Annotated in this window: 14 protein-coding genes; 5 read left to right on the top strand and 9 right to left on the bottom strand. The window is 66.6% G+C overall.

Features of this window, described 5'->3' with window-relative positions; translation table 11 throughout:
• Positions 1-10: 10 nt before the first annotated feature.
• From arsN2 to ACTF4R_RS13100, 4 genes are all read right to left on the bottom strand, one after another.
• The gene (arsN2, locus tag ACTF4R_RS13115) at positions 11-457 is read right to left on the bottom strand and encodes an arsenic resistance N-acetyltransferase ArsN2 (RefSeq protein WP_440008337.1); all 447 of its coding nucleotides are present in this window, start codon (positions 455-457) and stop codon (positions 11-13) included.
• Positions 458-535: 78 nt separating this feature from the next.
• Complete coding sequence (locus ACTF4R_RS13110; protein ID WP_433630187.1) at positions 536-745, bottom strand: hypothetical protein; 210 nt, start codon at positions 743-745, stop codon at positions 536-538.
• Between the two features lie 188 nt (positions 746-933).
• Positions 934-1,767: an arsenite methyltransferase gene (locus tag ACTF4R_RS13105; RefSeq protein WP_440008336.1), complete on the bottom strand. Its 834-nt coding sequence runs from the start codon at positions 1,765-1,767 to the stop codon at positions 934-936.
• Positions 1,757-2,140 carry an ArsR/SmtB family transcription factor gene (locus ACTF4R_RS13100; protein WP_440008335.1) on the bottom strand — a complete coding sequence of 128 codons (384 nt, stop codon included), beginning with the start codon at positions 2,138-2,140 and terminating at the stop codon, positions 1,757-1,759. Before ACTF4R_RS13100 ends, ACTF4R_RS13105 begins: the two co-directional genes overlap by 11 nt.
• 327 nt (positions 2,141-2,467) lie before the next feature.
• On the opposite strand from ACTF4R_RS13100, the gene ACTF4R_RS13095 reads away from it, so the two are divergent.
• A complete protein-coding gene (locus ACTF4R_RS13095) occupies positions 2,468-2,776 on the top strand; it encodes a hypothetical protein (protein ID WP_440008334.1) in 309 nt (102 codons plus the stop codon).
• Positions 2,777-2,827: 51 nt separating this feature from the next.
• On the opposite strand, the gene ACTF4R_RS13090 is transcribed toward ACTF4R_RS13095, so the two are convergent.
• Complete coding sequence (locus tag ACTF4R_RS13090; RefSeq protein ID WP_440008333.1) at positions 2,828-3,808, bottom strand: AI-2E family transporter; 981 nt, start codon at positions 3,806-3,808, stop codon at positions 2,828-2,830.
• 200 nt (positions 3,809-4,008) lie between these two features.
• On the opposite strand from ACTF4R_RS13090, the gene ACTF4R_RS13085 reads away from it, so the two are divergent.
• On the top strand, positions 4,009-4,338 hold the full coding sequence (locus ACTF4R_RS13085; protein ID WP_440008332.1) for a hypothetical protein: 330 nt from the start codon (positions 4,009-4,011) through the stop codon (positions 4,336-4,338).
• On the opposite strand, the gene ACTF4R_RS13080 is transcribed toward ACTF4R_RS13085, so the two are convergent.
• Entirely contained in the window at positions 4,313-4,978 is a 666-nt protein-coding gene (locus ACTF4R_RS13080) for a helix-turn-helix domain-containing protein (RefSeq protein WP_440008331.1), read from the bottom strand. The genes ACTF4R_RS13085 and ACTF4R_RS13080 overlap by 26 nt on opposite strands.
• A gap of 133 nt (positions 4,979-5,111) precedes the next feature.
• Between ACTF4R_RS13080 and ACTF4R_RS13075 the strand changes: the two genes are divergently transcribed.
• Positions 5,112-5,930, top strand: coding sequence for an aldo/keto reductase (locus ACTF4R_RS13075; RefSeq protein ID WP_440008330.1), 819 nt, complete (start codon positions 5,112-5,114; stop codon positions 5,928-5,930).
• Positions 5,931-6,266: 336 nt separating this feature from the next.
• Entirely contained in the window at positions 6,267-8,018 is a 1,752-nt protein-coding gene (glyS, locus tag ACTF4R_RS13070) for a glycine--tRNA ligase (protein ID WP_440008329.1), read from the top strand.
• A gap of 23 nt (positions 8,019-8,041) precedes the next feature.
• Here glyS and ACTF4R_RS13065 read toward each other — a convergent pair whose 3' ends face one another.
• The 3 genes from ACTF4R_RS13065 to ACTF4R_RS13055 all read right to left on the bottom strand — a co-directional run bounded on the left by ACTF4R_RS13065 (position 8,042) and on the right by ACTF4R_RS13055 (position 11,603).
• Positions 8,042-8,971, bottom strand: a complete 930-nt coding sequence (locus ACTF4R_RS13065; protein ID WP_440008328.1) for a phosphorylase family protein — start codon at positions 8,969-8,971, stop codon at positions 8,042-8,044.
• A 65-nt stretch (positions 8,972-9,036) separates the two neighbouring features.
• Positions 9,037-9,906, bottom strand: coding sequence for a GNAT family N-acetyltransferase (locus ACTF4R_RS13060; protein ID WP_440008327.1), 870 nt, complete (start codon positions 9,904-9,906; stop codon positions 9,037-9,039).
• Positions 9,907-10,019: 113 nt separating this feature from the next.
• Positions 10,020-11,603 carry an acetolactate synthase large subunit gene (locus tag ACTF4R_RS13055; RefSeq protein ID WP_440008326.1) on the bottom strand — a complete coding sequence of 528 codons (1,584 nt, stop codon included), beginning with the start codon at positions 11,601-11,603 and terminating at the stop codon, positions 10,020-10,022.
• 212 nt (positions 11,604-11,815) lie between these two features.
• On the opposite strand from ACTF4R_RS13055, the gene ACTF4R_RS13050 reads away from it, so the two are divergent.
• Complete coding sequence (locus ACTF4R_RS13050; RefSeq protein ID WP_440008325.1) at positions 11,816-12,709, top strand: succinate dehydrogenase/fumarate reductase iron-sulfur subunit; 894 nt, start codon at positions 11,816-11,818, stop codon at positions 12,707-12,709.
• The last annotated feature ends 99 nt before the right edge of the window (positions 12,710-12,808 follow it).

Here is a 12,808-nt window from a genome sequence, read left to right as displayed (position 1 = left end):
GAGCGTCTATCTATCGAAGATTCTTTCGCAGACAGGTTGCCGAATTCGGACACAGGTCCGTGAACTCGGCCGTTTGCTGGATGCTCGATGGGACGTCCTCCCGAACGACCTCTTCGTATCCACGCCGTCGGAAAAACGCTGCCGCGGTCGTGGTCAGCAAGTAGAGCGTCTCTACCTCGTTGGTTCGTGCATACTCCTCCAGCGCGTCGCACAACGCCGTCCCGTAGCCTTGGCCACGATTCGATTCCGTAACGACGACCGACCGAAGGAGCCCGGTCGATCCGTATCTTTCGACGCCTCCGACACCGATACACTCCGTGTCAGAGTAGACGACGAAGAAACACTCCGGCTTCGCTCGCACGTCCTCGGACGGAAGACCGTTCGCTTCCAACAGGGCTTCGACGCGGTCTACGTCGTCTTCGTCCGCCTTTTGGAGAGTTATCGAAGAGTCGGTCATGCGGTCTCGGTCTGTAGCGGGGATCGGTTGCTGTGACTACGCCGACCCGGAAGCGGCCCCAACTGCTCGAAACGCCGATCAGTTCGCTTCATCGATGGGAATCTGAGTGACCGTAATCTGGGCCTTCCCGCCCAGGTCGAAGGTGAACCCCTGGCAGTCGTAGAAGCAGCGGGTCAGTCTGTAGGCACGTCGCCCGCCGACGAGCAGGCCGACGACGGCCGCAAGGGTCACGGAGCCAACTAGCGGTTGGCTGACGACCCACAACAGCAGGGGAATCGCAGCTACCATGGCGTAGCTCACGAGGACGTTTCGCCAAGTGGGTGTCTCGATCAGCGGACGATCTCGTGGATCAAGCGGTGGCCTGTGCATCGTTACGTTATCGATTTTACTGGTGTCTGTCGTGGCTGTACCACTCGAAACGGTCGGCAGCACGTTCTCGCCCGCGACGACTGCGATTGTACGGATCGGTTCTCATGTTACGATTGGGGCTCCGTCGCTGGTTTCTCTCCTTCTATCGTCGCCGCGACGATGTAGTCGCTCAAATCGCGCTCGCTATCCCAGTCACGGATGAACTCTTCGCTGTCCGCTTTCGGCTCGACGGAAACGTCCGTAAATCCGGCTTCGGTCAGCATCGCTTCGAGCGCGGAAATCGTTGCTGCACCGCCGACGCAGGCAGCCACCGACGTCGGATCGGCCCGAAGGTCGGTCGGTAGCTCGGTGGTCAGGACCACGTCCGAGATAGCGAGGCGTCCGCCCGGTCGGAGGACGCGATACGCCTCGCGGAACACTCGAGGTTTGTCCGGCGACAGATTGACGACGCAGTTCGAAAGGACCACGTCCACCGACTCGTCGGCGACCGGAAGGTGTTCGATTTCACCGAGTCGGAACTCCACGTTCGTCGCATCGTTCGCCTCGACGTTCTCGCGGGCCTTTTCGACCATCTCGGGCGTCATATCCACGCCGATGACGTGACCGGCCGTTCCGACTTCGCGAGCCGCGAGGAAGCAATCGAATCCGCCACCGGAGCCGAGGTCGAGGACGGTGTCTCCCTCCGCGAGGCTGGCGATTGCGGTCGGATTGCCGCAGCCGAGACCCAGATTAGCGCTCCCGTCGACGGCGCCGAGGTCGTCGTCCGAATAGCCGAGTTCCCGTGATCGGTCGGGAGACGCTTCGTTACAGGAGTTATCGTCGCCGCAACACGATGACGACTCCGTGGCTATGCGTGTGTATCGTTCGCGCACGGCGGAGCGCTGTTCTGCGGAGTCGAGATGCCCCTCGTCCGCATCGTCTGTGGAAGTGTTATCGGTCATCGTCGAGCGACCTCCCGTCGTCGAGGACTCGGAGGAGTCGTTCTGCGCTCGGCGTCGCGGTGTAATACCGCCATCGCCCCTCTTTTCGCCGTTCGACCAGTCCAGCGCTGAAGAGCCGTGAGAGCGCCTGACTGACGGCTCCCTGGCTCACCCCGAGCGCAGGTTCCAACTCGCAGACGCAGACGTCGTCGTCGGCCTCGGCGATGAGGCGAAGCGCTTCGTACCGGGTATCGTTACCGAGGGTTGCAAGGGTCTCCACGTCGGCAGCTACCTCCTGTTCCGTCAGTGAATGCGCATGGCTGACCGAACAACAATCGGCGTCTTGCTGGCTTTGCGCGTCGGATGGCCGGCTGTCTGTCTTCTGCCCACTCATTTTAGCACATCCTAATATTAGGCTATGCTAATATAAGCGTTCTGTTAATGTTCTGGTACGATAGAGGAGATACCAAGGACCGGCGAGGTCACATTCGTCCAAGCCGCACTCGCAACGAGGTCTGGCCTATTTGTCGAACTTCGTTTTTCAGGGAGAGGCTTTCCCTCGCAATTCCGTAGCAGTACCGCAGAAAGGTCGCCTCGATCGTCGAGACCCACCGTACTAGATACGACTCTCCGTACGTCTCCCGAGAATTGTCAGATACCGGTGATGTAACGGGTGGCGACCAGTTCAAAAGCTAAACGTCTGTGGGTGTTACACCGTGGCATGGATGGGGAGACTGCCTTTCGGTTGTTCGTCGCCGGGGTTCTGGTGGTGGCGCCGACGATGCTGTTCCTGGGGCTGTGGCGCGGACTGATGGCGTTACGTGACGACGACCTCGCGAACCGAACGTTGAACGGAGAGTTCGGTCCCATCTCCGACGGACCGATTCCGACCCGGGTGTTCGGTTTCGCCGCTCCGAACGGAGGACGTGGTTCGACCGGCGACGAATCGCTCGTTCGCTGTCCGACCTGTCAGTCGAAGAATCCGAGCTACGTCGACTACTGCGACGACTGCCTCGAATCGATCGGGTGAGTCGGCCGACTGGTGTCGCTCCCGTGCACGTCGCGGAGCGCTGGCGTAGCCTCACAGCGAGTAGTAGTCGTCGACGACGAGGAGGACGGCCTTGTACAGCGCGAGGACGATGGGCCCGAAGAAGAGCCCGAGCGGTCCCATCACGAAGAGACCGCCGACGACGCCGACGAGGATGACGCTCGGATGGAGGTCCGCACCGCGGTCGACGAGGAACGCTCGAAGGTAGTTGTCGATCCAGCTTATTATCGTCGCGCTGTACGCGAAGAGGAATCCGGCGGCCAGGAACCGTCCGACGACGAGGAGATAGACCGTGGCCGGCAGCCAGACGGCAGCGACGCCGACGACGGGGACGAACGCGAACAGCACCATCACGAGCGTCCAGAGTGCCGCGTTCGGGACACCCGCGACGAACAGCCCGAGTCCCCCGAGCAGCCCCTGGACCAGTCCGACGAGGACGTGCCCCTCGATGACCGCCCAGGTGATGCGGTTCGCCTCGGCGTACAGTTCGTCCTGCACGTCCGGCGGCAGCGGCGTCAGGTCCCGAATCCACCCGACGAACTGTGCGCCGTCGACCAGGAAGTAGTAGAGGAGGAAGACGAACAGCGTTAGACCGATGAACGCGTTGACGGTCGCGCCGACGACCTCCGTCAGCTGTCCGGCGAACAGCTGGACGAACTGTTCGCCCAGGCCGGCCGCGTCCGAGGGAACGTCGACGGAGACGCCGAAGCGACCCGCCAGCCGCTCCACCTGCTGGAGGACGGGGCGGTCGGTCACGTTCGAGGTCGCGATGTTGCCGAGCGCGAGCACGACCAGCCCCACCGGGACGAGGAGGACCGCCACCGCGACCGCGAGGAGCCCCAGCGCGGTCGTCCGCGGTCCGAACCGGGGCGCGTACCGCCGCTGCAGCGGATACAGCAGAAACGCCAGGAGAACCGCAGCGAGCACGTAGGTGACGAACGGCTGGACGATCAGGTAGGCCAGTACCGTGAGCACGGTCACCAGCAGGGCGAAAAAGCCGTCTCGGACGTTCATGACCGCGACGTACCACGCGCTCGGTTATCCATCTCACGCCGGTCGGATCCGGACGGCTCTCGCGTCGATTCGAGAGCGACCCCTCGCGGTCGGCGATGTTCGACCCCTCGCCGTCTGTCGGTTTCCGTCTCAATACTTAAGGATGGCTTGCGAGGACAAGGAACGGGATGATGCGGCCAGTCGAGCTATGGTTTTCTCCGATGATCAGAAACCACGCCGCCGACGAACGCACCGAGGGCCCGCTCGACGAACGAGAGCTGTACGGCGACCCGCAGCACGAGGAAGCGACGGCCGACCGGTCCGAACTGATATCGTACGGCGACCCGCAGCACGAGGTCGCCGGGGAGACGGCGTCCGACGTCGAACTGGCACGCTGGATTCACTCCTCCGATCCGGAATCGGTCGAGCGGTACACCAGTCGGCCGTCCACGGCGGCGAGCGGCCCCAAAGTGGGACGCGAACGACCGAGGTCACCCGCTCCGGTTCGTAGCGTCGGTGACTGGCCTACTCGTCCGACCGGTCGTCCTTAGGACTGCCGATGGTTTCTCGAACGAGCGACTCGGTGGCGCGTCGCAGGCGTTCGGAGACGGCCTGGTGAGAGACGCCCAGGTCTTCCGCCAGGTCCTCCGCTGAGGCCTCCCGGGGTACGGTGAAGTACCCCGCTTCGACGGCGGCGAGCAGCGTCTCGCGCTGGACGTCGGTCAGCGCGCGCGAGTCGTCGGTCTTCGCGTCGGCGGTGTGGATCTCCCGGAGGTCCAGCGTCAGCCCGCGTTCGCGGCAGAAATCCACGTACTGCTGGAGACTCTCCCGGTCGGGGAACCGGAGCTGGACGGTCCAGCCGTCGCCCGACCGCTCCGCAGAGAGGAAAACCGCACCCAGCTCGGCCCAGCTCTGGTAGGTGATGACTTCCTCGCCCTCATCGGTCAGATGTATCTTGTACAGTCGCGTTCCGTCGACCTCCGAGAGGACCACCGGGTCCGTCACGGTCGGGTCGTCTTCGATCCCGGCCTCGAACGCCGAGAAGTCGTCTCCGCCGGCCCAGAATATCATCGTCGTCGGCGACGAATCCGTCGCCGTCTGCTGTTCGACCGATACCGACATCTCCGGTACCTCGTTCAGGGCCCGCTGAAGCACCGGCGTCTCTAAATAGAAGGTGGCGATGACCGACATTCGAACGCTAACTACAGGAAGTGACGAAATAAATAGCTTGGCCATCACCGTCCGGCGGTCGACCGCCGGACGGCCGGTCGCGCCCCGTCGGTTCGCCACACGCTATTTACTGTCTCCCGTCGACGACGGACCCATGGAGTACGAAACCGTCGACGGCGAGGAGGTGCCGGCGGTCGGCCTCGGGACGTGGCGAATGTCGGGTCCGACCTGCCGGAACGCGGTCGCCACGGCGCTGGAACTGGGGTACCGCCACGTCGACACCGCCCAGTCGTACGACAACGAGCGCGACGTCGGCCGGGCGGTGGCGGTCGCCGACGTCGACCGCGAGGAGGTGTTCCTGACGACGAAGGTGTGGCCGATGCACCGTACCCACGACGACATCGTCGACTCGGTCCACGAGAGCCTCGCGCGCCTCGGCACCGACTACGTCGACTTGCTGCTCGTCCACTGGCCGAACCCGCTCGCGTCGACGGCCGAGGTGATGGGGGCGCTCTCGGACCTCCGGCAGGACGGCGCGACCCGCCACGTCGGCGTGAGTAACTTCGACCGCGACCAGTTGCGGGAAGCCCGGCGGGTTTCCAGCGCTCCCGTCGTCACCGACCAGGTGCAGTTCCACCCGTTCGAACCGCAGCGCGAGTTGCTAGACTACTGTCAGGCGGAGGACGTACTGCTGACGGCGTACAGTCCGCTGGCGCACGGCGGCGTCGTGCGCGACCACGTCCTCACGGAAATCGGACGCAAGTACGACAAGAGCCCGGCCCAGACCGCGCTACGCTGGGCGCTCCAGCACGACGGCGTGGCCGCCATTCCGAAGGCGACGAGCCGCGAGCATCTCGAGGCGAACCTCGACGTCTTCGACTTCGAACTCACCGACACCGAGATGGCGCTCGTCGAACGCCCCTCCCGTCTCCAGAGCGGCCTGTCGATGCTCCGGGGTCGACTGGGGGTGTAGGACGGGGCCTCCCGGACCTCGGTGTCCCGCGTCGAAAACGACGGTGGTCGGCTCCGGAGGGCGAAAGCTTATGATGAATAACTGTCGACATGTATCCGATGGCACCCGTTTTCGTCGGACGGTGCTAGTGCTGTGGAGTCGGGTGGAGTCCCGGGCCGGGCCGCATCCTACGGTCGTCTCCGGGACGGAAACCAGCGACTCCCCCAATTCTCGGCAGTAACGACTGCGACCGACACAGAGCGTTCCACAGCACTGCAACCATGTCAGCCACGACGACCCCGACAGTACAGCTAGCCAACTCTCCCCGAGTCCGCAGTCCCCGACGGAGGTGCCGCGATGAGTGACCCCGACGTCGTCGAACTCGCCAAGCGCCGCGGGTTCTTCTTCCAGGCGAACGAGGCCTACGGCGGCGTCGCCGGCTTCTACACGTTCGGCCCCCGCGGTGCGGCGCTGAAGCGCAACGTCGAGGACGCGTGGCGCCGCCAGTTCGTCGTTCGGGAGGGTCACCACGAGATAGAGTCGCCGACGGTCGTCCCCGAAGCGGTGTTCGAGGCGTCCGGCCACCTCGACACGTTCGACGACATGCTCGTCGAATGTCCGGAGTGCGGCGCGAGCCACCGGGCCGACCACCTCGTCGAGGACGCCAGCGACGTCGAGGACGCCGAGAGCCTGCCGGCCGCCGACGTCGAGGAGCTCCTCGCGACGTGCGACGTCGACTGTCCGACGTGTCGCGCCACGCTCGCGGACGAACCCGTCACCGGGTTCAACCTGATGTTCGAGACGTCCATCGGCCCCGGCAGTTCGCGGGCGGGCTACCTCCGGCCGGAGACCGCCCAGGGCGTCCTGGTCGAGTTCCCGCGGCTCAAGGAGTACGCCCGCAACCAGCTTCCGTTCGGCGTCGCCCAGGTCGGCTCGGGGTACCGCAACGAGATAAGCCCGCGACGGTCCCTCCTTCGCGTCCGCGAGTTCACGCTCGCGGAACTCCAGCAGTTCACGGCCCCCGACGGCGACGGTCCGGGCCTCGAACCGGTCGCCGACCAGACGGTCCGGCTCTACCCGGCCGACGCACAGGAGCGCGAGGGGGAGTGCGTGGAGCTGACGGTCCGCGAGGCGCTCCGGGAGGACGTCGTCGCGAACGAGTGGCTCGCCTACTACCTCGGCCGCGCCCGGCAGTGGTTCGAGCGCGTGGGCGTCGACCCGGAACGCCTTCGCTTCCGCCAGCACCGCTCCGGCGAACTCGCCCACTACGCGAGCGCCTGCTGGGACGCCGAGGCCAGACTCCACGGCGACTGGGTCGAAATCGCCGGCTTCGCGTTCCGGGCCGACCACGACCTCTCGAAGCACGACGCTCGCTCCGACGAGCGGTTCACCCTCTTCCGGGAGTACGACGAACCGAAGGTCGTCGAACGTCCGACGGTCGACCCGGACATGAGCCACCTCGGTCCCGAGTTCGGCGACGTCGCCACCGACGTCGCGGACGCGCTCGAAAGTCTCGTCGAGCGCGACCCCACCGCGTTCCGGAGTGAGGACGTCACCGTCGAGGTCGACGGCGAGACGTACGCGGTGCCCGTCGAGAAGACGGGCTTCAGCGTCGACGAGGTCACGGAGACCGGCGAACACGTCACGCCCCACGTCGTCGAGCCGTCCATCGGTATCGACCGCGTCGTCTACGGCGTCCTCGTCCACTCGCTCCGCCGCGACGAGGTCGGCGGCGAGGGTCGCACTCGACTCGCGCTCCCGACGGCGGTCGCACCGACCGTCGCCGGCGTCTTCCCGCTCACGGACGACCAGGCCGACCGGGCTCGCGAACTGGCCGACCGCCTCACGCGCCGCGGCATCCCGGCGACGTACGACGACTCCGGTAGCATCGGCCGTCGGTACCGTCGACAGGACGAGATCGGCACGCCGTTCTGCGTCACGCTCGACGAACGGACGTCCGACGACGAACGGGCGACCGTCCGCGAACGCGACAGCACCGCGCAGGTTCGCGTTCTGGTGGACGACGTCCCGGAGACGCTCGCGTCGCTCCGGACCGGTGAGACGACGTTCGCGGCCGTCAGTCGGGAGTACGACGACGACTGCCGGTAACTCCCACGGCGGTCGCCGCGACGCTACTCGACCAGTCGGTCGACGATGCGGGAGCCGACCCGGAAGGCGTTCTCCAGGCCGAGTTCCACCGTGGCCGCGTCGAGGTCCTCGTCGATGCCCTCTCGCGCGGTCCGGCCCTCGGGCGGGCGGTCGAAGTTGACGACGCCCCGGACGCTGAGATAGCTCTCCGTCCGGTCGAAGCGATCGAGCGCGGCCGCCGTGCCGAAATCCTCCATCTCGGTCGTCGCGTACTCTCCGGCGTCGTACCGGTCGACGAGCCACCGGGCCGCCTCGGCGTGGTGTGCGCCGTGCCAGAACTCGTCGCCGCAGAGGGTCGTCCCCACGGCCACCGTCGGCGCACCCCGTGCGGCGTCCTGCGAGTAGCGCTCGCGGTGCTCTCGCGCCCGCTCCGTGTCGCAGAGGGCAACGTCGCTCGCCCACTCGTACGCTCGCTCGACGAAGTCGTCGTCGAGACCGTAGGCGTAGTCGTGGGGGCGGTAGGGGAGCAGTCGCATCGTCTCGACGGGGTCGTCGTCCGCCGTCCCGTCCCACCGCTGTTTGCGGTCCCAGTCGACGACGTGGTCGGCGATGAAGACGGAGCCGAGGGTGCCGGCCTCGGGCGAGGCCCCGGCGATGCCGACCGTCAGGAAGGCGGCGTCCGAGCAGTCGAGACCGGGCGCACGGAGCAGCGCGGTGACGGTCGCGGCGGCGTCGGCCTTCCCCATCCCGGTCGGCGTGATGGCGACGCCGTCGTCGGTGTACCTGACCGGCGCGTTCGCGCCCGGAACGGCGAGTTCGCGGTCGAAGGCGTACTCGTCGAGCCACGGTTCGACCTCGTTGGGAAGGTCGGCCTCGGCGGTGACGTCCCCGGCGGCGAACGCCGGCAGCACCACCACGTCGGGTTCGACTGGCGTCGCGACATCTCCCGGGTCGTCCCTGGTGGGCGCGGGCATCGCTCTACCCGATGGCTGGCCGAGCACCGGTTAAAATCTGCCGGCTGGGGCGGTTCGTCGCCCGGTCAGAGATACGAGTCGTCGTACTCCTCGCTCGACCGCGTCGCGTGGACGTTCCCGCACTCGCTGCACTCGATTCGGCCCACGTCGTCGACCGCCGTGTCGAGCGACCCGCAGTTCCCGCAGTAGTAGCCGTACTGCTCCTCGTACGCCTCGTCAGAATACGCCACGAAGAAGGACGACTCGGTCCCGGACTCGGTCTCCTCGCGGGCGACGTACACCCGGTCGCCGTCCTCGGTCGTCGCGGTCAGTTCGCCGTCCCGCGTCTCGGTGTTCGGGAAGTCGGTGGTCTCCTCGCCCTCGGCACCGGTCTCGGCCGTTCCGCCGTCGCCCGACTCGGCCGCCTCGGACTGTTCCGCGTTCGACTCATCGCTGTAGACGTACTCGACGAGGGACTCGCCGCCGACCTCGATCTGCCGCTCGTCGACGCGAACGAACCCGAACTCCTCGAAGAACTGGTGGCCCTCGGTGTTGGCCTCCAGCGCGGTCGCCTCGACCCGTTCGACGTCGCGGTCGCGCAGTCGCTCGACGCCGTTCTCGAACAGTTCGGCGCCGGCGCCGCGGCCGCGCTGTTCGGGGTCCACGAGCACCCAGCGCAGCACCCCCTTCCCGTCCTCGACCTCGCCGACTGCAACGCCGATGACCGTCCCTTCGCCGCCGCCCCCGGCCTCGTCGCTCGTCTCCGCGTCGGCCTCCGCGACGACGAGGACCGTCCCGTCGTCGTCGAACGCCTCCGACAGGGGCTCCTCGCCGAACGTCGTTTCGGCGATGTTCTCTATCTGCTGCGGACTGAGGGCGTACGAGGTGGTCATCGCGCTCTCGGTCAACTCGCGGATTCGTGCGGCGTCGTCGTCGCTCGGTTCACGGAGTTGCATACCGGCGAGTAGTTCGCCGAGTCCGATAAGTGCGTGGGCGGAACGGACGCACGTGTCGATGGCGATAGGTGTGTCCACGGTTCGACCCCCGAGCGGTCGCGGCTCGCGCCAGGTCAGTCGCCCTCCAGGGGGACCTCGACGAGCGACATCCCGTCGGCGTCGACCGTCTCGTCGAGGGCGGCCGCTATCTCGTCCCAGGACTCGGCGCGGTAGGCGTCGATGCCGAAGCTCTCCGCGAACGAGACGAAGTCCGGGTTCGACAGCTCCGTGCCGGTGTGGGCGTCGCGGTGAGCCTCCTGCTGCTTGGAGATGAGACCGTAGTCGTCGTCGTTGAACAGGAGGATGGTGTACTCACAGCCCAGGCGGGTCGCGGTCTCTATCTCGGCGGCGTTCATCAGGAACCCGCCGTCGCCGGTGGCGACGACGACGTTCTCGTCGGTCGCGAGGTCGGCCGCGACGCCGCCCGGAACCGCGATGCCCATGCTGGCGAGGCCGTTGGAGATGAGGACCGTGTTCGGCTCGTACGCCGGGAACGCGGTGGCGATCGCCATCTTGTGGCTGCCCACGTCCGAGATGAGCACGTCCTCGTCGTCCATCGCCTCGCGAAGGAGCGGCAGCGCGTTCCGGACGGTGACGGGGTCGTCCTCGTCCGGGCGGTCGACCACCTGTCGCGCGATGGCCTCGCGCTCCTCGCGGTACCACGCGTCGTCACAGGTTACGTCGGCGGCCTCGTCGAGACGCTCCAGCCCGGCGGAGAGGTCACAGACGAGTTCGACGCTCGGGTTGTAATGTTCGTACACCTCAGCGGGCTCGTGGTCGAGGTGGACGATGTCCTTGTCGAGGTCCGGATTCCAGTTCTCGGGGTCGTGCTCGGCGATGTCGTACCCCACGGCGAGCACGCAGTCGGCGCGGGCGATGGCGTCTTCCGCCTCGCCGTTCTCGCCCGAGTCGAGCGTGAACAGCGAGTGGTCGTCGCGGTCAGACAGCGCCCCCTTGCCCATGTACGTCGCGGTGACGGGCACGCCCCGGTCGTCGACGAACTCCCGGAGGGCCTCGGCCGCCCGGGTTCGGACGGCGCCGTTGCCCGCGATGACCAGCGGACGCTCCGCGGATTCGAGCAGTTCGGCGGCGCGTTCGACCGACTCGCCGTCGGGGTCGGGGCGGCGGACTCGTCCCCGCGGTTCCAGCGGTTCGGCGTCGGTCTCCTCGGCAGCGACGTCCTCCGGAAGTTCGAGGTGGGTCGCGCCCGGCTTCTCGTACTCGGCGAGCTTGAACGCCTTGCGCACGGACTCGTTGATGACGCCGGGGTCGGTCACCTGGGTGTTCCACTTGGTCACCGACTTGTACGTGTGGAGGACGTCCAGCGTCTGGTGGCTCTCCTTGTGCAGGCTCTCGAGACCCGACTGGCCCGTGATGGCGACCAGCGGACTCTTGTCGAGGTGAGCGTCCGCCACGCCGGTGAGGAGATTCGTCGCGCCCGGGCCGAGCGTCGAGAGGCAGACGCCCGCGTCGCCCGTCAGACGACCGTGCACGTCGGCCATGAACGCCGCGCCCTGTTCGTGACGCACCGGGATGAACTCCACGTCGGAGTCCGCAATCGAGAAGAGCACGTCTTCGAGTTCCTCGCCCGGAAGGCCGAAGACGTACTCGACGCCCTCCGCTTCGAGACACTCGACCAGAAGGTCGGAGGCTAGCATGGCTACGCGTACGGGACCGCGCGACAACTGTCTGACGGCAGTTGGAACCGCCTGCGAGGCCGACGCCAGAGGCTACCTCCGGTTCGCGTTCCGCTGCCCGCCGGACCACGTCGAAGCGTGTCTTGCCGTCCGCCTCGTGATGGTCGAGGCCGCCCGACGCGACCGGATACTTATACTCCTCCGGCCCGTCTGTCGCTGGAAGGGGGTTTCACGTGAGCGAACCCGAACAGCAGACCGGACTGGAGGAGGCCGAGGAGTCGACGACGGACTCGCAGGCACAGGAGTTCCGCGCGGAACGCTCGCCACAGCAGCGACAGATGGCCGCGGAGGCGGCGCGCGAGCGCGAACGGGCGGCAGCCGGCGAGGAGCGAGAGGACGGAGAGACGGTCCACCTGAAGGTGTTCCGCTATGACCCGGACGTTCCGGAGAAGCAGGAGCCTCGGTTCGACCACTTCTACGTCCCGGCCGAGCGAGGACTGACGGTTCTAGACGCACTCATCTACGCTCGCGACCACTTCGACACGACGCTGACGGTGCGTCACTCCTGCCGACAGGCCATCTGTGGCAGCGACGCGGTGTTCATCAACGGCCGCCAACGACTCGCCTGCAAGACCCAGGTGGCTGGACTCGACGAACCGGTGCAGGTGGAACCGCTTCCCCACCAGGACGTCGTCAAGGACCTGGTCGTCGACATGGAGCACTTCTACGACCAGATGCACGCCGTCGAACCGTTCTTCCAGCCCGACGCGGTCCCGGAGGACGACCTGAAAGAGCAGCAGCAGAGCCGCGAGAACCGCGAGAAGATCAAGCTGGCGACGCGCTGTATCTGGTGTGGCGCGTGCATGTCCTCGTGTAACATCGCCGCCGGTGACAACCAGTATCTCGGTCCGGCGGCCATCAGCACGGCCTACCGGTTCGCGTTCGACGAGCGCGAGGGCGACGAGGCGACGGAGCACCGACTGGACCTGATGGACCAGAAGCACGGCGTCTGGCGCTGCCAGACGCAGTTCTCCTGTACGAACGTCTGTCCGAAGGACATCCCGCTGACCGAACACATCCAGGAACTCAAGCGCTCGGCGGTGAAGAACAACCTCAAGTTCTGGTGACGCTCACCGTCCTGGACTCGCTCTCGCCGGTCGTCCATCCCTCGTCCTACGGCCCGGGTCGCTAAACCCACGCTCGAACTTCATCGCAACGAAGTCAGG

This window comes from Halomicrococcus pelagicus, from assembly GCF_051917725.1.
Lineage (GTDB): Archaea > Halobacteriota > Halobacteria > Halobacteriales > Haladaptataceae > Halomicrococcus.
Note: the sequence above shows the minus strand (reverse complement) of the source record. Positions and strands in the feature narration are given on the sequence as shown.